Annotated in this window: 15 protein-coding genes; 11 read left to right on the top strand and 4 right to left on the bottom strand. The window is 70.6% G+C overall.

The genetic code is table 11. The features are described from left to right. Positions 1–3 precede the first annotated feature (3 nt). Both AB0E78_RS35105 and dctA read left to right on the top strand, forming a co-directional pair. Complete coding sequence (locus AB0E78_RS35105) at positions 4–1059, top strand: tartrate dehydrogenase (protein WP_361841535.1); 1056 nt, start codon at positions 4–6, stop codon at positions 1057–1059. A 161-nt stretch (positions 1060–1220) separates the two neighbouring features. Continuing rightward, positions 1221–2612 carry a C4-dicarboxylate transporter DctA gene (gene dctA / locus AB0E78_RS35110; RefSeq protein WP_361841538.1) on the top strand — a complete coding sequence of 464 codons (1392 nt, stop codon included), beginning with the start codon at positions 1221–1223 and terminating at the stop codon, positions 2610–2612. A gap of 62 nt (positions 2613–2674) precedes the next feature. On the opposite strand, the gene AB0E78_RS35115 is transcribed toward dctA, so the two are convergent. Together AB0E78_RS35115 and AB0E78_RS35120 are read right to left on the bottom strand one after the other, a co-directional pair. After that, positions 2675–3871: an acyl-CoA dehydrogenase family protein gene (locus tag AB0E78_RS35115; protein WP_361841541.1), complete on the bottom strand. Its 1197-nt coding sequence runs from the start codon at positions 3869–3871 to the stop codon at positions 2675–2677. 84 nt (positions 3872–3955) lie between these two features. Then, positions 3956–5521, bottom strand: a complete 1566-nt coding sequence (locus AB0E78_RS35120; protein WP_361841543.1) for an AMP-binding protein — start codon at positions 5519–5521, stop codon at positions 3956–3958. 166 nt (positions 5522–5687) lie between these two features. Here AB0E78_RS35120 and AB0E78_RS35125 point away from each other — a divergent pair, with 166 nt between their 5' ends. Further along, positions 5688–6284, top strand: coding sequence for a TetR/AcrR family transcriptional regulator (locus tag AB0E78_RS35125; RefSeq protein WP_361841546.1), 597 nt, complete (start codon positions 5688–5690; stop codon positions 6282–6284). Here the strand turns inward: AB0E78_RS35125 and AB0E78_RS35130 are convergent. Continuing rightward, entirely contained in the window at positions 6251–7726 is a 1476-nt protein-coding gene (locus AB0E78_RS35130) for an MFS transporter (protein ID WP_361841549.1), read from the bottom strand. The two genes, AB0E78_RS35125 and AB0E78_RS35130, sit on opposite strands and share 34 nt — an antisense overlap. 190 nt (positions 7727–7916) lie before the next feature. On the opposite strand from AB0E78_RS35130, the gene AB0E78_RS35135 reads away from it, so the two are divergent. From AB0E78_RS35135 to AB0E78_RS35170, 8 genes are all read left to right on the top strand, one after another. Next, a complete protein-coding gene (locus AB0E78_RS35135) occupies positions 7917–9113 on the top strand; it encodes a serine hydrolase (RefSeq protein ID WP_361841552.1) in 1197 nt (398 codons plus the stop codon). Positions 9114–9245: 132 nt separating this feature from the next. Further along, entirely contained in the window at positions 9246–9989 is a 744-nt protein-coding gene (locus AB0E78_RS35140; RefSeq protein WP_361841555.1) for a class I SAM-dependent methyltransferase, read from the top strand. 119 nt (positions 9990–10108) lie between these two features. Beyond that, positions 10109–11212, top strand: coding sequence for an iron ABC transporter permease (locus AB0E78_RS35145; RefSeq protein WP_361841557.1), 1104 nt, complete (start codon positions 10109–10111; stop codon positions 11210–11212). Further along, complete coding sequence (locus tag AB0E78_RS35150; RefSeq protein ID WP_361841560.1) at positions 11213–12028, top strand: ABC transporter ATP-binding protein; 816 nt, start codon at positions 11213–11215, stop codon at positions 12026–12028. After that, the gene (locus AB0E78_RS35155) at positions 12025–13032 is read left to right on the top strand and encodes an ABC transporter substrate-binding protein (protein WP_361841563.1); all 1008 of its coding nucleotides are present in this window, start codon (positions 12025–12027) and stop codon (positions 13030–13032) included. Before AB0E78_RS35150 ends, AB0E78_RS35155 begins: the two co-directional genes overlap by 4 nt. A 59-nt stretch (positions 13033–13091) precedes the next feature. Beyond that, positions 13092–14129 (top strand): pyridoxal-phosphate dependent enzyme, encoded by a 1038-nt coding sequence (locus tag AB0E78_RS35160; protein WP_361841813.1) that lies wholly within the window; start codon positions 13092–13094, stop codon positions 14127–14129. Then, positions 14126–15352, top strand: coding sequence for an ATP-grasp domain-containing protein (locus tag AB0E78_RS35165; RefSeq protein WP_361841566.1), 1227 nt, complete (start codon positions 14126–14128; stop codon positions 15350–15352). Before AB0E78_RS35160 ends, AB0E78_RS35165 begins: the two co-directional genes overlap by 4 nt. Next, complete coding sequence (locus tag AB0E78_RS35170; protein ID WP_361841569.1) at positions 15349–16545, top strand: MFS transporter; 1197 nt, start codon at positions 15349–15351, stop codon at positions 16543–16545. The genes AB0E78_RS35165 and AB0E78_RS35170 overlap by 4 nt, the downstream gene beginning before the upstream one ends. On the opposite strand, the gene AB0E78_RS35175 is transcribed toward AB0E78_RS35170, so the two are convergent. Continuing rightward, the gene (locus AB0E78_RS35175; RefSeq protein WP_361841571.1) at positions 16526–16993 is read right to left on the bottom strand and encodes a nuclear transport factor 2 family protein; all 468 of its coding nucleotides are present in this window, start codon (positions 16991–16993) and stop codon (positions 16526–16528) included. The two genes, AB0E78_RS35170 and AB0E78_RS35175, sit on opposite strands and share 20 nt — an antisense overlap. Between the last annotated feature and the right edge of the window lie 136 nt (positions 16994–17129).

Raw genomic sequence — 17129 nt, forward strand, 5'->3', positions numbered from 1 at the left:
CACATGACCCACCACCACATCGCACTCATCCCCGGCGACGGCATCGGAGCCGAGGTCCTGCCACCCGCCCAGCAGGTCATCGACGCGGTCGGCGCCCGCCACGGCTTCGGCTTCTCGTACACCTCCTACGACTGGTCGTGCGAGCGGTACGTCAACGAGGGCGCGATGATGCCCGAGGACGGCCTCGACCAGCTGCGCGACAAGGACGCCATCCTGCTCGGCGCGGTCGGCTACCCGGGTGTGCCCGACCACATCTCCCTGTGGGGCCTGCTCATCCCGATCCGCCGGGGCTTTCGCCAGTACGTCAACGTCCGCCCGATCCGCGTCTTCGAGGGCGTCGAGAGCCCGCTGCGGGGCGCCGCGCCCGGCGAGGTGGACTTCGTCGTCGTCCGCGAGAACGTCGAGGGCGAGTACAGCGAGATCGGCGGCCGGCTCAACCGGGGCTTCCCGGAGGAAATGGCCGTGCAGGAGTCCGTGTTCACCCGCGCCGGAGTGACCCGCGTCCTCGACCACGCCTTCGAGCTGGCCGCGCGCCGCGGCGGAAGGCTCACCTCGGCCACCAAGTCCAACGGCATCGTGCACACCCTGCCGTTCTGGGACGAGCTGGTCGCCGAGCGGGGCGCCGCGCACCCGGGGGTGACCTGGGACCAGGAGCACATCGACGCGCTGGCCGCCAAGTTCGTCCTCGACCCGGCCCGCTTCGACGTGGTGGTGGCCTCCAACCTCTTCGGCGACATCCTGAGCGACCTGGCGGCCGCTGTGGCCGGTTCCATCGGGATCGCCCCGGCCGCCAACCTCAATCCGGAGCGCGACCACCCCTCCATGTTCGAGCCGGTGCACGGCTCCGCCCCGGACATCGCGGGCCAGGGCATCGCCAACCCCCTGGGGGCGATCTGGTCGGCCGCCATGATGCTGGAGCACCTCGGCCACGGCGAGGCGGCCACGGACATCACCGACGCCATCGCCGCGGTGCTCGCCAAGACCGACGTGCGCACCCCCGACCTCGGGGGCAGCGCCACCACGGCCGAGTTCACCGAGAAGCTCCTCGAACTTCTCTGACCCGCACTCCGCCGGCCCGCACTCCGCTGACCTGAACCCCGCCGGCCTGAACCCATCCAGCCCGAGCCCCCTGACCCGCGCACGGCCGGAGCCTTACGGCCGAGGCCGTAAGGACGATCCGGCCCCGGCTGCATCCACGTTCCTCGACGAGGAGAAACGCCATGGCAGCAACCGCGTCCCCCACCCCCGCCCCCAGCAGCTCCCCGCCCGCACCACGGCCCAGGCCCTGGCACAAACAGCTCTACTTCTGGGTCCTGACCGCGATCGTGGCCGGCGTCCTGACCGGCTGGCTGTGGCCTTCCGTGGGCGTCGCCCTCGAACCGGTGGGCACCACGTTCGTCTCCGCCATCAAGATGCTGATCACGCCGATCGTCTTCCTGACGATCGTCGCGGGCATCGGCGGGGTCGACAGCCTGCGCCGCGTCGGAAGGGTCGGCCTGAAGTCACTCGTCTACTTCCAGGCGGGAACCCTGGCCGCCCTCGCCATCGGACTGATCGCGGTCAACCTGTTCCAGCCCGGCGCGGGGGTGCACGCTCACCCGGGCGACCTCCAGCTGTCCGGCGACGCGGCCCAGTACGTCAAGGACGGCGAGAACCAGAGCTGGTGGCACTTCCTCACCGACATCGTGCCCTCCAGCGCGGTCGGAGCCTTCGCCGAGGGCAACATCCTCCAAGTCATCTTCTTCGCCGTCCTGTTCGGCATCGCGCTGAAGGCCGTGGGTCCCGTGGGCGCCCCGCTAGTGGACGGCATCAACCGGCTGAGCGCCGTCGTCTTCAAGATCCTGCACTACATCATGCTGGCCGCCCCTGTCGGCGCCTTCGGTGCCATGGCCTACACCATCGGCGAGTACGGCATCTCGACCCTCACCAGCCTCGGCCGGCTCATCGGGCTCTTCTACGGAACCTCGCTCTTCTTCGTCGTGGTGGTCCTCGGCGGTGTCCTCGCGCTGCTGCGGATCAACATCTTCCGGCTCCTGAACCACCTGCGCGAAGAGTTCCTCATCGTCCTCGGCACCTCGTCCTCCGAGAGCGTCCTGCCTCGCGTCATGGCCAAACTCGAAGGTCTCGGAGTGCGGCGCGACATCGTCGGCCTGACCGTGCCGACCGGATACTCCTTCAACCTCGACGGCAGCTCCATCTACCTGTCCCTGGCCGCCGTCTACATAGCCCAGGCCACCGACACACCCCTCACCATCGGCCAGCAACTCGGCCTGCTCGCCGTGATGATCCTGACCTCCAAGGGCTCCGGAGGCATCACCGGCGCGGGGTTCATCGCCCTGGCCGCCACGCTCTCCACCGTCGGCACCGTCCCGGCCGCGGGCATCATGCTCATCTTCGGCATCGACAAGTTCATGTCCGAGTGCCGGGCACTGACCAACCTCGCGGGCAACAGCGTCGCCACCCTCGTCGTCGCCCGCTGGGAACGCGTTCTGGACACCGAACGCGTCAACCGCGTCCTGCGCACCGGAACCCCCGAGCCCGAGGCCGACCCCACTCCGGCCGCGGAGCAGCCGCGCCCCGCGGACGCGGCCCCCTCCCTCGCCAAGACATGACTGGAGGCGGAGGCGGAGGCGGATGCGGATGCGGAGACGGGGACAGGGACGGGGGGCGTGGGTCAGGCCTGGAACGCCAGGAGCTTGGCAATGCCGTTGCGCTGGATCTCGGAGGTCCCGGTGAGGACCCGGAACATGCGGATCTTGCGGAACAGGAACTCGATCTCGTTGCCCTGCGTGAGCCCCTCCTTGCCGTGGATCTGCACGGCCTCGTCGAGGATCCGGAAGGCCGATTCGGCGACGAAGAGCTTGCACATGAAGGCCTCGGCGTGCGCGTCCTCGCCCCTGTCCAGCGCTGCCAGCGCCGCGTATGTCATGGAGCGGGCCGCGTAGAACTCCGTGGCCATATCGGCGACCTTGTGCTGGATGGCCTGCAGCGCGAGCAGGGGCTTGCCGCCCGCTACCTTGCGGTGCCGCGTGCGGTCCAGGGTCAGGCCGATGGCGCGGCGGGTGGCGCCGATGACGGTGGGGCAGTGCAGCAGCCGGTTGGTGGTGACACGGCCGAGCGCGATGCGCATGCCCATGCCCTCCTCGCCCAGGAGGTTGGCGGCCGGTACATGGCAGTCGTCCAGGATGATGTCGCTCTCGATGTGCTCGCCGGACATCGGGGTCGCGCCGTCGTCGACGCGGCACCCGGGGCTGTCCAGGTCGACGAGGAAGGCGGAGAACCGCGGCTTGTCGCCCTCCTGTTCACCGGTCCCTGCCATGCGGGCCACCACGATGGCGAAGTCGGCGAAGGGCCCGGCTGACGAGAACACCTTGTGGCCGGTCAGACGGTAGCCGTCACCGTCGCGGACGGCCGTGGTGCGCATGGAGCGCACGTCGGAGCCCGCGTCGGTCTCCGTGAGGGAGAAGCAGCAGGCCCGCTCGCCGCGGATCAACGGCAGGAAATACTGAGCGAGTTGAGGATCAGTGGCGTGCTTGAGGATGTCGCCCGCGCGCAACGGTCCGCCCATGTCTCCCAGGACGCTGTGGGCGAGGACACGGCCGCTGGCCCCGATCTCCTCCTTGAGGGCGGCGAGTTGGGTGTACGTGAGGTTCTGCCCGCCGTACTCCTCGGGCAGATGGATGCCGTAGAAGCCGAGTTCTCGGCTGCGGCGCCAGATGGGTTCGAGGTCGGCGCGGGTGAGGCGGCTCTCGTGGGTGAGGCCGCGCTCGCGTTCGTGCTCGGCGAGTTCGCCGTCTAGGTAGTCGCGCAGTCTGCCGACGAGGTCGGCCAGGTGCGGGTCGTCGTAGGTGGGGCGCAGGGAGAAGCTCATGTCGGGTCGTTCCTTGGTTGCGGGCCGGGACGGCGAAGGCGGGAGAGAGTGCGCCGGCAAGGGCAGGTTGCGGTGCTGGGCGGATCAGTTCACGCGGCGGACGGCATCGGCCCAGAACGGTTCACGCACGGCCTTGCGGTCGAGCTTTCCGTTGCGGTTGTGGGGGAGTTCGGCGACGAAGTCGACGGAGCGCGGCTTCTTGAGGCGGTCGAGGCGCTCGGCGCAGAAGGCGATGAGCGCCTCCGCGTCGACGGTGGCGCCCGGCTCCGTCACGACGACGGCCTTGACGGCCTCGCCCCACGTCTCGTCGGGTACACCGACCACGCAGGCTTCCACGACGGCGGGGTGCTCGTAGAGGGCTGACTCGACCTCGGTGCAGTAGATGTTGAACCCGCCGGAAATGATCATGTCCTTCTTGCGGTCGACGAGGAAGAGGTAGCCGTCCTCGCGCATCCATGCCAGGTCACCGGTGTGCACCCAGCCGTCGCGAAAGGTCTCGGCCGACAGCTCCGGCTCCTGCCAGTACTCCCGTACGCAGTCCGGCCCCCGCACGATGACCTCGCCGATCTGGCGCGGCGCGCACTCGCGCCCGCTCTCGTCGACGACACGGATCTCGGTGTCGTACGAGGCCCTTCCGCAGGACTGCAGCAGTTCCGGGTCCTCCTTGACCGCGAGGGCGATCTCCTCGCTGCTCAGTCCGGCGACGACGCTGGTCGTCTCGCCCAGACCGTACCCCTGGGCGACGACCGGCCCGAAGAACTCCACCGCGTCGCGCAGCCGTTGGGGCGAGATGGGCGCGCCGCCGATCCGCACACTGGTCAGTGACGACAGGTCCCGCCCGGCGGCGCCGGGATGGGCGAGCACCATGTTCAGCATGGCCGGTACGAGGAACGTCGCGGTGATGCGCTCCTTCTCCACCGCCGTCACGAACGCCTCGGGGCTCCAGGTGGGCAGGACGTGCGTCGTCGAGCCGCCGAACACCCCGGCGAGCAGGCCCATGCCGGTGGCGTGGGTGATGGGACCGCAGGCGAGGTAGCGGGTGCCGGGCCGCGGGCGTGACTCGTCGCTCATCAACTGCTTGCGCATGTTGGCGAGCCGGTTGCCCACGGTCTGCACGGCGGCCTTCAGGGCGCCGGTGGAGCCGGAGGTGAAGTTCAGGACGCAGGGGGCGTGCTCGTCGACGTCGACGGCGACCGGTTCCGCGCTGCCTTCGGCCAGGAGCGCCTCGTAGGCGATGCCCGGCGCGTCACCGTCGAGCGTGCCGTCCAGAGGGACCGGCAGGCAGCCGGTGCCGGCCTCGGCGATCGCGGCGAGTGCGTCCTCGCGGTGGGCCGCGTCGAAGACGAGGGCGCGCACGGGGGCGTAGCGCAGAATGTGCGCCACTTCCCCGCGCCCCAGGCGGGCGTTGACCGGGGCGCGCAGCAGTCCCGCCTTGTAGAGGGCGAACTCGACCTCCACCAGCTCGCCCCGGTTCCAGGCGAGCGAGGCGACGGCGTCGCCGGGGCGCAGGCCGCGGGCGATCAGCGCGGAGGCCAGCCGGTTGGCGGCCGTATCCAGGCGGTCGAAGGTCCACGAGCGGTCAGCGCAGACGAGGGCTGTGGCCTGCGGCCAGTATCGGGCGCTGCGGGTCAGATAGGTGCCGAGGTTCATCACGGTTCTCCGGAGCGGCGTGGGGTGGGGGTTCGGGGAAGGTGGTCCGAAACTTGTAAATAAACAGCTTGCTCAATTGCAGACAGCTTGTTCAGTAACCTCTGGACTGTCAAGAGTCTTCTAGACTGGGTCGGCAATCACGACCGCACGGGTGAGGAGGGCCTTCATGGCCGAGGACAGGCGGACACGACGGTCACGGCGGGCTCTCGGCTCGGCGCTGGTGGACCTGGTCCTCGAGCGCGGCTTCACCGCGCTGACCGTGGAGGACATCACCGAGCGCGCCGACGTGGCCCGCGCGACCTTCTACGCGCACTTCAAGGACAAGGAAGGCCTGTTCGCGCGCGTGACGTCCGACCTGCTCGATGAGCTGGGGGAGCGGTTGCGGCCGACCATCGCCGACAGCGCCGTGGGCTTCACCGGCAAGCCGGTCCTCGAAATGCTCCGGCACGCACGCGAGGAGCGCGATCAGTACCGGATCGTGTTGCGCGGCGAAGGGGACGGCAAGCCGCTGCAGATGTTCGTGGACGCCTGCGCGCGGGTCACCGCCGAGGAGTTCCGCGCCCGCGCCGACCGAAACGGCGTCGAACCGCGCATCGACGCCGACCTCCTCGCCCGCGTCTGGGTGGGCGAGCAGGTCGCCGTCCTGCGGTGGTGGGTCGAGCAGGAGACGCCGCCGATGCCTCCCGAGGAGGTCGTGCGCCAGCTGCTCGACCTGGCCCTGCGTGGCCGCTACTGGGCGAGCGGCTTCGACGCCCCGGCCTGAGCGGACCCGCCGGCCTGAGCGGACCCGCCGGCCTGAGCGGACCCGACGGGCGCCAGGCCGAGTCGCCGGGCGTCCCGCTCCGGCCGTATGTACACCAGTGCCGTCAGCCCGGACAGCAGCATCACCGCGGCGGAGAGCAGGAACGAGGCGGTGTAGCCCGCGCTCTGGGAGCCCGCGGTGTCGAGCAGATGGCCGGTGAGGAAGGGGGCGACGAGGCCGGGCAGGGTCCCCGTCGCGGCGACGATGCCGAAGAGGGCTCCGCGCTGGTGGGTGGGGACGACGGCGGCCGTCGTCATGTAGTGCAAGGGGAAGACGATGGCGTTCGCCCCGAACGCCACGGCGATCAGCAGGACTTGGAGTCGGCCATCCCCCACGAAGGAGAAGCCCGCCATGGCGAGTCCGGCGACGATGACGGCGATGCCCTGTGGCGCGCCGTTCGCCCAGCGGCTGGAGACGCCCCGGCGGTTCAGCGCGTCGGCGAACGGTGAGACCGCGAGGAGCAGGACGAAGCTGAAGGCGGAGATGCCGCTGATGGCCGTCGCCGCGCCGCCCGGCGTCATGTCGAGCTGGGTCCTGAAGTACGCGGGCAGCCAGGCGTGGCTGATGGCGAGCGCCCACGAGGCGCCGAAAGCGCCCGCGATGCTTCCCACGACCGTGCCGTTGAGCAGGAGTTTGCGGTAGGGGAGCCGGGGTTCGCTCGGCTGGGGCGCGCTGGTGCCGGAGCTGCCGGAGTCCTCAGGGTCGGACGAGCTGTCGGCGCTGTCCGAGCCACCTGAACGCCTTGGGCGCGCCTGGCCGTAAGGGCCGTCGTGCCCGACGCGCCACCAGACCAGACTCCACGTCAGGCTGGTCACGGCGAGCGCCGCGAAGGCCGAGCGCCAGCCGAAGGCCGTGATGAGCCAGGTGACGACGGGCGCCGCGATGAGCGTGCCGAGTGCCGCACCGCTGATCTGCAGGGCCGACGGCAGGCCGCGCCGGTCGAGGGGGAACCACTTGTAGAGGGCGTGCATGGACATCGAGGCGGCAGGCCCCTCGGCCGCGCCGAGCAGCACCCGCCCCGCGATCAGTGTGGGGACCGCCGCTACGACCAGCACGGGCAGTTGGGCCACCGCCCACAGCAGGGCCATGGTGAACAGCAGGGCCCTGCTGGAGATGCGCGACGAGACGAATCCGACGACGAGCCCGGAGAGGCTGAACAGGATCGAGAACGAGCTGGAGATCATGCCGTACGTGCTGTTGCTGATGTCCAGCTCGTCCATGATCGGGACGGCCGCGAGCCCCAGGACGGACTTGTCGGCGTAGTTGATCAGCATGAACGCGACGATCATCGCGGTGATCAGCCAGGCGCGCCGCCGGTCGAACTCCGGTGATTCCGTGGGTTTTTCGAGCGCCGTCGGTGCGGTGTGCGGCTCGGTGTGCGGCGAGGTGTGCGGAGTGGCCATGGGGACTCCTGCGGTCGGGGGAGCAGGGGTGGGTGTGGCGAGGAGGGCGTGCGGAGGAGCGGGCTGCGGAGGCCCGGATCGCGGGGTCGCGGCGGTGTCAGAGTACTGAACAGTCTGTATGTTAACGATTAGAGTGAAGTGAATCTATGGCTTGATGATGCCGACCTGATACTGCTGACGGGAGCGTCCGATGACCGAGACACCGCCGCTGGGTGACCTCAAGTGGGCCCGGGGTTACACGGACCCCGCCTGGGTCCGGCGCTACACGGCCGCGGGCCGCGAGATCTCACCCAGCCGACGGGTGTGGCGCGGCGCGGCCCCCGCCCGCGAACTGCCCGCCGGTCCGCACGACCTGGACTCTTTGGAGATCTCCACGTCGAACGGGTCCTCGCTCAAGCTGCCGGAACTGTTCGCCGCCGCCCAGACCGACGCGGTCGTGGTGCTGCACCGCGGAGCCGTCGTGCATGAGCGCTACTTCCACGGCACCGAGCCGCACACACCCCACTTCAACGCCTCCGCGGCCAAGTCCTACCTGGGCCTGGCCGCGGCGATGCTGGCGCACGAGGGCCTCCTGGACCGCACGGCCCTCGTGACGCACTACGTCCCCGAGCTGGCGGGCACGGCGTTCGGTGAGGCCCGGGTCGACCACCTGCTCCACATGGGCACACAGATGAGCTACGCGGGCCGTCGCTTCGACAAGTCCATCGAGGCACAGCGCTACTTCGCCGTCGTGGGGCCCCAACTGAGGCCCTACGGCTACAGCGGGCCCGCGTGCATCCGCGAACACCTCGCCACCGCACGGACGACCGGCACACCGGGAACCGAGTTCCGCTACGAGAACGGCAACGTCGAGGCCCTCGCCGAGGTCCTGCGCCGGATCACCGGGAAGAGCACCTCCGCCCTGCTCGGCGAGCTGATCTGGTCCCATCTGGGCGCGGAGGAGGACGCGTACTACATCCTCGACGGCGAAGGCGTCGAAGCAGCGTGCGGCGGATTCAGCGCCACGGCCCGCGACGTGGCCAGGCTCGGCGAGATGCTCCGCCGCGGAGGGGCCGTGGGGGAGCGCCAGGTCGTGCCGGAGGCCGTCGCCTCCACCATCGTCAGCGGGGTTCCCGACGGCTACCCCCGACGCGTCCGCTTCCCGGCCGCGCCGCCCGACTCGCCCGCCATGCTCTCCTACCACGACCTGTGGTGGGTCCTGAACGACCCCTATGACTCCTTCATGGCCAGCGGGATCCACGGGCAGCGTCTGTTCGTCTCACCCCGACTTGACCTCGTCGTCGCCCACTTCGCCTCCCAGGTCATGTCGCCCTCGGTCCCACCGGCACCGCTCGTCCGGGCCTTCCAGCAGATCGGCGTCCACCTGAACACCGCCACCGGCGCCTGAACCACGGGCCCGCGCGGCCGGGAACCAGACGCTCCCCGCAGCCGACCACTGGTGCGCAAGTCCCCTGCGCCGCGGCCCGCACAGCCGCGGCGCACGGGCCGGAACAGCCCACTGGATCGAGGTCGCGGCAGCATGCACTGGTACGAGGACGACGGATTCTGGTCCGACTTCTCCGAGACGATGTTCTCCGAGCGGCGGCGGGCGGAGACGGCCGACGTCGTCGCCCGCTCGCCGCTGCTCGCGTTCCCGGCGGGCAGCCGCGTCCTCGACCTGTGCTGCGGGCCCGGCCTCTATCTGGTGCCGCTGGTGCGCCGCGGTTACACGGTCACCGGTGTCGACCTCAGCGCGGAACTCCTGAAGCGGGCCCGCGCCGTGTGCGAGGACGCCGCGGCCGACGTCCGCCTGATCCGGGCGGACATGCTCACCCACGTCGAGCCGGAGTCGTACGACGTGGTGCTCAACGTCTTCACCTCCTTCGGCTACTTCGACGACGCGCGGGACAACGCCCAAGTGCTGCGCAACGCGCATGACTCGCTGGTGCCCGGCGGGCAGCTGCTGATCGACGTGATGGGCAAAGAAGTGCTCGCCGGATGGATCGGCCGCCCCCAAGTCGTCGAACTCGACGGCGCGTACGTGGTGCAGCGCGACACCGTCCTGGACGACTGGACGCGGCTGCGGACCGACTGGACCCTCGTACGGGACGGGGTCGCGCGCGAGGCCTCGATCACCTCGTTCCTCTACAGCGCGGCCGAGCTGCGCACGCTCTTCGAGGACGCCGGATTCACCGGGGTGGAGTGCTTCGGCGGCTTCGAGGAAGAGCCCTACGACCAGCACGCGCGGCGATTGATCGTGCGAGGGACCAAGCCCGGCCGCTGACCGGGGCAGTTCGTGAATCTCCGGGAACCGGGCGGGGACGTCGGCCGACTACTGGAACGTGCCGCACCGCGCAGGGGAGGCGGCGCTGATCCGAACCGTCCGACGGGCGAAGGGACTTCATGACCGAGGCCACCACCGGGACCGCTGCCCCGGAGGCAGTTTCCCACCAACCGGTCGCGGGCAGAGCGGGCCGCGGCCGGCTCGTGACCACGCTGACCGTGCTCTCCGTGACGCTGGTCGTCTCCGTCCTCGCCGGGATCGCGCTGGGTCCGACCGTCGTACCGCTCGGGGACGTCGTGCGGTTCCTGACCGCCGCCGTCACCGGCGGCAGCATCGGGGCCGACGACGTGACCGGCTACTCCATCGTCTGGCACGTGCGTACCCCACGCGTGCTCCTCGCCGCCGTGGTCGGTGCGGGTCTCTCGGTCGTGGGCGTCGCCATCCAGGCACTGGTGCGCAACGCCCTCGCGGACCCGTTCGTGCTCGGTATCTCCTCGGGCGCCTCCGTCGGGGCCACCGGGGTCGTGGTGTTCGGGCTCTTCGCCGGAATCGGCGTCTACGCTCTGTCCGCCGCCGCGTTCCTCGGGGCGCTCGGCGCCACCGTGCTGGTGTACCTCGCCGCGCGCGGCCCGCTCGGCCTGACACCCCTGCGCCTGGTTCTCACCGGTGTCGCACTGGCCTACGGGTTCCAGGCCCTGATGAGCGTGCTCGTCTTCCTCTCCCCGAACGGCCAGGCCGCGCGCACGGTGCTGTTCTGGCTGCTCGGCAGCCTCGGCTCGGCGTCCTGGGAGTCGCTGCCGCTCGCGGCCGGTGCCGTCCTGGTGACGGTCGTGGTGCTGCTGCGCCAGAGCCGGTCGCTCGACGTCCTTTCGCTGGGCGACGAGACCGCGGCCAGCCTGGGCGTGGACGCCGAGGCACTGCGCCGCCGACTGTTCCTCCTCACGGCGGCGGTCACCGGCCTCATCGTCGCGGTCAGCGGAGCGATCGGCTTCGTCGGGCTCGTCCTGCCGCACGTCGTACGCATCCTCGTCGGCTCGACGCACCGCCGGGTCCTCGCCGTCGCCCCGCTCGCCGGGGCCGTCTTCCTGGTCTGGGTCGACCTCGTGGCCCGCACCGCGTTCGCCCCGGAGGAACTGCCGCTCGGGGTCATCACCGCGCTGATCGGCGTCCCCGTGTTCATCGTGCTGATGCGCCGCCGCGGCTATCTGTTCGGAGGGCGGTAGATGACCCTCGTACTGCGGGAACTCTCGGTCGAGGCGCAGGGGCGTGCCCTGGTCGACCGGCTGGACATCGAGGTGGCGACGGGGCGGATCGTCGGGCTCGTCGGCCCGAACGGCAGCGGCAAGTCCACGGCGCTGCGCTGCGTCTACCGCGCGCTGAGACCGACGTCGGGCGCCGTGCTCCTGGACGGTGCCGACCTGGCGTCCCTGAAGCTGCGCGACAGCGCCCGGTCGATCGCCGCGCTCACCCAGGAGAGCCACACCGAACTCGACTTCACGGTCGGGGAGGTCGTGGCCCTCGGCCGCGCCCCGCACGCCCGCGGCAACCAGCCCCTCACCGCACGCGAACAGGCCCTGTGCCGAGGGGCGATGGACCGCCTCGACGTCACGCATCTCGCGGACCGCAGCGTGCTCACCCTCTCCGGCGGCGAGCGGCAGCGCGTGCTCGTGGCGCGCGCCCTCGTCCAGGAACCCCGCGTCCTGGTGCTCGACGAGCCCACCAACCACCTGGACATCCGCCACCAGGTGGAGCTCCTCTCCTTCCTGCGCGGATCGGGCCTCACCGTGCTCACGGCCCTCCACGACCTCAACCTGGCGGCCGCCGCCTGCGACAGCATCGCCGTCCTGAGCTCCGGCTCCCTGGTCGCCACGGGCACCCCAGCGGAGGTCCTGAACCCCGAACTGATCCGCAAGGTGTTCGGCGTCGACGCCACCGTCGTGCACCACCCGCGCACCGGAACGCCCCACCTCGTCTACGACCTGGCCCCCGCCGGCACCCCGGCCCCCGCCGACGCCCTACCAGAAGGACCGCACTCATGATCCGACCACCGCTGCCCCGCGCGCTGGCAGCCGCCGTGCTGCTGACGACCGGGCTCCTGACCACCGGCTGCGGCGCCGAGGTCGAGCCGACAGCGAAGAACAGCGCGGAGACGGTCACCGTCTCCAACTGCGGCAAGGACGTCACGTACACCCGCCCGAAGCGTCCGGTGGCCTACGACGTCAGCGGCGCCGAGAAGATGTTCTCCCTCGGCCTGGCCGACCGGATGCGCGGCTACGTCATGAACAAGCTCGGCGACCCCTCCATCAAGGGCTCGCCCTGGCGCGCGGACTACGCCGACGTGGAACGCCTCGGCACCGAGCGCATCACCCGCGAGATCGTGGCCGACGCCAAGGCCGACTTCGTCCTCGCCGGTTGGAACTCCGGCTTCAGCGAGGAGCGCGGCATCACGCCCGCCCTCCTGAAGAAGATCGGTGCCGCAAGCTACCTCCACACCGAGACGTGCTGGGACTACGGCGCCAAGAACGTCGACGTCACACCCCTGGAGGCGCTCTACAAGGACCTCGACAACCTGGGCCGGATCTTCGGCGTATACAAGCGCGCCGAGAAGGTCGTCACCGGCCTCAAGCAGCGCGTCACCGCACTGAAGAAGACCTGGCCCGAGAAGGGCGACCCGGCCAAGGTCTTCGTCTACGACTCGGGCACCGACCAGCCCTTCACCGCCGGACGCCACGCCGCACCGAACGACATCATCGAGGCCGCCGGCGCCACCAACGTCTTCGACGACCTGGACAAGGGCTGGACGACGGTGGGCTGGGAGCCCGTGATCAAGGCGAAGCCCGAGGTCATCGTCATCATCGACTACGCCGACCAGCCCGCCAAGGAGAAGATCGCCTACCTGAAGTCACTCTCCAGCCTGAAGTCGGTTCCGGCCGTGCAGGAGAGCCGCTTCTTCGTCATGTCCTACGGCGACGCCGTCAGCGGCCCGCGCAACGTCAAGGGCGCCGAAGACCTGGGCGGCTACCTCCGGTCGGTCGGACGGTGACCCCCGCGCGCACGGCGGCAGCCCCCGCGGCCACCGTCCACGGACACATCACCGACGCGATGAAGGCCCCCGACCTGCTACGGCTCTCCGACAACATCGTCCTCGCACGCTTCGAGACGATGAAGGTGTACGCGGCGCTCGGCGCCGTCCGCACCCTCCTGGAGCGCGGCACCGTCAGGCCCGGCCAGACCCTCGTCGACAGCTCCAGCGGCATCTACGCCCTTGCCCTCGCCATGGCCTGCCACCGCTACGGACTCGGCTGCCACATCGTCGCCTCCACCACCGTCGACGCGGCGATGCGGGCCCAGCTGGAGATCCTCGGGGCCACGGTGGACCAGATGCCGCCCTCCGACAGCCTGCGGCTCGACCAGGAGCGGCGGGTGCGCCGCGTACGTCAACTGCTCGCCGGGCGACCCGACGTGCACTGGATGCGCCAGTACCACGACGGAGTTCACTACGCCGGTTACGAGGAGTTCGCGGATCTGGTCGACACCGCGCTGCCCGATGTCCCGCTGACCGTGGTCGGCGCCGTCGGCACCGGCGCATCCACCGGAGGCCTCGTCCAGCCGTTGCGTCAACGCGGCCGTGCGGTCCGGCTGTTGGGGCTGCAGCCGTTCGGCAGCGTCACGTTCGGCAGCGAGGACTTCAGCGATCCCGAGGCGATCATCGCCGGGATCGGCAGCTCGATCCCCTTCGACAACGTCCGGCACGACCTGTACGACACCCTCCACTGGGTCGACTTCCGGCACGCCATGGCGGGAGCCGTCGATCTGCTGCGCGCCCACGCGGTGTTCGCCGGCCTCTCCACCGGGGCGGCGCACCTCGTCACGGCCTGGGAGGCGGCCCGCAACCCGGACCGGACGCATCTGGTGATCGGCGCCGACACGGGACACCGCTACACCGAGCGGGTCTTCTCCCGTCACCAGGAGGCGCTCGACCCGCGCACCCTCAAGCCGCACCAGATCACGGACCTGGCCGACCTCGCACTGCCGTGGTCGGCGATGGAGTGGAACCGGCGCAGCTACGACGTACGCACGAAGAAGCACAACAAGCACAACAAGCACGACAAGCACGAGAAGGAGGGGAAGGCATCGTGACGATCGCCGCCCTGGAAGCACTCACCTTCGGCCTCGGACGGCTGGTGGAAGCGGCCGAGGCCGCCGGACACCGGCTCTGCCTGCTCACGGGCGACCGCACCGTCTACCGGCACGAACTGGACCGGCTGGAGCCGGGAGCACTCGACATCGTCGACGTCGATACCCGCGACGCGTCCGCGTCCGCCGCGGCACTCGCCGCGGTGCCCGGCCTGAAGGGGCTCATCAACTCGACCGACACCTGGAGCGTGCCGGGCGCGGATCTCGCCGCCGAACTCGGCCTGCCGGGACCCGACCCGGCCGCGGTCCGTGTCCTGCGGGACAAGTCCCGGGTGCGCAACCTCCTCCACGAACAGAACCTGAGCAGCGGTCCCGCCCTCACGATCCCGGCCGAGCCCGCCGCGGCCGACGAGGTGCTCCGGCAGATCGGCCTGCCGGTGGTCCTCAAGGACTCGGCGGGCACCTCCTCCCGCAACGTATGGCTGGTGCGCGACGAGCGGCAGCTGCACACCGCTCTCCGTGAAGCCGCCCAACGACCGTTCTCCGGGCGGCTATTCGCGGAACCCCTCTTCGCCGGGCCCGTCTACAGCGCGGAGACGCTCAGTTGGCCGGGGGAGACGAAGCTCCTGGGTGTGCTCAGCCGCCAGATGTCTTCCGAGCCGTCCGTCCGCGAGGAGGCCGCCGCCTTCCCCGTGGCCCTGCCGGAACCGCAGTTCGCCCTGATCCAGGACTGGGTGGCGCGCGTCCTGGAAACGGCGGGCCATGACGCGGGCTTCGCGCACGTCGAGTTCGTCCTCACCGTCGAGGGACCGGAGCTCGTCGAGATCAACCGCCGCATCGGCGGCGCCCTGGTCGGCGAGGCACTGTGCCGCGCCCTGCGCACCAACGTGTACGACGCGATGATCGCCGTGGCACTGGGCCTGCGCCCCGCCCTGCTCGACGCTCCGGCGGCCACGGGCCCCGCCACGGGATTCGTCCTCGTCTACCCCGACCGGCCCGGCACCCTCACCGGATGGACCGGAGTGGACGGCCTTGCCGCCTTCCCCGGCTCACCCGAGTGGTACCCCACCGCAGCCCCCGGCGACCGCCTGGAGCACGTGAGCGATCAGCGCGGCTGCTCCGGGATCGTCCTGACCGAGGGTGCGACCGCGGAACTCGCCCTGCACCGTGCGCTCAGCGCGGCGGGGAGCATACGGCCGCTCGTCGCCGCCGACGCCCCGGCGTGACGCTCCTGGGGAAGCCGCGCGGGCGCCTTCGGCCCGGCCTCGCGCGGCTCACCGGGCCGCAACGCTTCCTGCTGGCCGGATCGTTCCTGATCCCGCTGGGCAGCTTCGCCGTCCTGCCCTTCATGTCGGTGCTCCTCCACCAGCGGCTCGGCATGGGGCTCGGCGCGGTCGGCGTCGTGCTCGCCGTGGCCTCACTGGTGCAGTTCTCCGGCGGGGTGGTGGGCGGCGCGATCGCCGGGCGCATCGGACTGCGGCGCACCATGCTGCTCGCCCTGGTGATCCGCACGGCGGGCTTTGCCTGTTTCCTGCCCGGCCTCCGCTCTCCGGCCGCCGCCGTCCTCGCCCTCTTCCTGGTGTCCGTGGGCGCCGCCCTCTATCTGCCCGCGAACAAGGCCTACTTGATCCACGAGGTGGACGAGGGCCGGCGCCCCCTGTTGCTGTCCGCGAGCAGTTCGGCGCTGAACGCGGGCATGGCCCTGGGACCGCTGGCGGCGGCGCCCTTCGTCCTCAGCGCGTCGGCCGGGCTGTTCACCGCGGTCACCGTGCTCTTCGCCGCGATCACCGTGGGCCACGCCCTGCTGCCCGGGGAGAGCCCCGACCGGAGGCCGGAGCCATCACGCGGGGAGAGGGCGTTCTCCGGCCTCGCCGTGCTGCCCTTCGCGACCACCGTGCTGAGCCTGTACGTCTTCATGTTCTTCCAGCACTACCTCGCGCTGTACGCGGTGCCCCGCACCTCGGCGACGTACTACGGCCTGGTCCTCGCGGTCTACGCGCTCCTGCTCGTCGTCGCGCAGCCCCTCCTCGCGGACTGGATCGCAGCCCTGCCCTACGCCCGCGCCCTGCGGTGCGGCTTCGGCGCGATGGCGGCGGGGATGGCCACGCTCGCCGTCGGCAACCATGCCGCGATCATGGCCGGAGCCCTGCTCGTCTGCCTCGGTGAGATCGCCCTCTTCTTCAAGAACGACCTCGAGGCCCTCGCCCGGTCGACCCGAGCCCCGGCGGTGGTCTTCGGTCACCAGCGGCTCGCGGCCGGAATCGGCGCCTTCGCCAGCGGAATGGCCGGGGGTGAGGGCTATCAGCTCGCCGAACACATGGGCGGCACCGGCCTGTTCTGGGTGGTGGTCGCCGCGCAGGGCGCCCTGCTGCCGCTGCTCCTGGGGCGCTGGTCCACGGTCAGAGGCCCAGGTCGCTGAGGCCGGGGTGGTCGTCGGGGCGGCGGCCGAGCGGCCAGTGGTACTTGCGGTCGGACTCTTCGATGGGCAGGTCGTTGATGGACGCGTGCCGGACACGCATCAGGCCGTCGTCGTCGAACTCCCAGTTCTCGTTGCCGTACGAGCGGTACCACTGGCCGGAGTCGTCGTGCCATTCGTAGGCGAAGCGCACCGCGATGCGGTTGCCGTCGTGCGCCCACAGCTCCTTGATGAGGCGGTAGTCGAGCTCCCGGCGCCACTTGCGGGAGAGGAAGACGACGATGGCGTCGCGCCCGGTGACGAACTCCGCGCGGTTACGCCAGCGGGAGTCCTTGCTGTAGGCGAGGGACACCTTCTCGGGATCGCGGGAGTTCCAGCCGTCCTCGGCGAGGCGGACCTTCTCGGCCGCCGTCCGCAGGGTGAACGGCGGTACTGGGGGTCGTGCGGCCATGGCTCTCTCCTGAACGTCGAATGAACGTCGAAAACGCGAGAACGGTCGTTCTCCTATGGGGGTGCCCACCATAGGAGAACGGTCGTTCTCGCGCAATGAGGCGACTGGTTCCAGGTCTGTAGTAATCTGGAGAACG

Source organism: Streptomyces sp. NPDC032198, from assembly GCF_040636975.1.
Classification (GTDB): domain Bacteria; phylum Actinomycetota; class Actinomycetes; order Streptomycetales; family Streptomycetaceae; genus Streptomyces.

Coding starts and splice junctions, on each gene's coding strand:
- AB0E78_RS35105 (WP_361841535.1), top strand. CDS start 4: ATGACCCACCACCACATCGCACTCATCCCCGGCGACGGCATCGGAGCC.
- AB0E78_RS35125 (WP_361841546.1), top strand. CDS start 5,688: ATGGCCGAGGACAGGCGGACACGACGGTCACGGCGGGCTCTCGGCTCG.
- AB0E78_RS35150 (WP_361841560.1), top strand. CDS start 11,213: ATGACCCTCGTACTGCGGGAACTCTCGGTCGAGGCGCAGGGGCGTGCC.
- AB0E78_RS35130 (WP_361841549.1), bottom strand. CDS start 7,726: ATGGCCACTCCGCACACCTCGCCGCACACCGAGCCGCACACCGCACCG.
- AB0E78_RS35115 (WP_361841541.1), bottom strand. CDS start 3,871: ATGAGCTTCTCCCTGCGCCCCACCTACGACGACCCGCACCTGGCCGAC.
- AB0E78_RS35155 (WP_361841563.1), top strand. CDS start 12,025: ATGATCCGACCACCGCTGCCCCGCGCGCTGGCAGCCGCCGTGCTGCTG.
- AB0E78_RS35160 (WP_361841813.1), top strand. CDS start 13,092: ATGAAGGCCCCCGACCTGCTACGGCTCTCCGACAACATCGTCCTCGCA.
- dctA (WP_361841538.1), top strand. CDS start 1,221: ATGGCAGCAACCGCGTCCCCCACCCCCGCCCCCAGCAGCTCCCCGCCC.
- AB0E78_RS35120 (WP_361841543.1), bottom strand. CDS start 5,521: ATGAACCTCGGCACCTATCTGACCCGCAGCGCCCGATACTGGCCGCAG.
- AB0E78_RS35140 (WP_361841555.1), top strand. CDS start 9,246: ATGCACTGGTACGAGGACGACGGATTCTGGTCCGACTTCTCCGAGACG.
- AB0E78_RS35175 (WP_361841571.1), bottom strand. CDS start 16,993: ATGGCCGCACGACCCCCAGTACCGCCGTTCACCCTGCGGACGGCGGCC.
- AB0E78_RS35135 (WP_361841552.1), top strand. CDS start 7,917: ATGACCGAGACACCGCCGCTGGGTGACCTCAAGTGGGCCCGGGGTTAC.
- AB0E78_RS35145 (WP_361841557.1), top strand. CDS start 10,109: ATGACCGAGGCCACCACCGGGACCGCTGCCCCGGAGGCAGTTTCCCAC.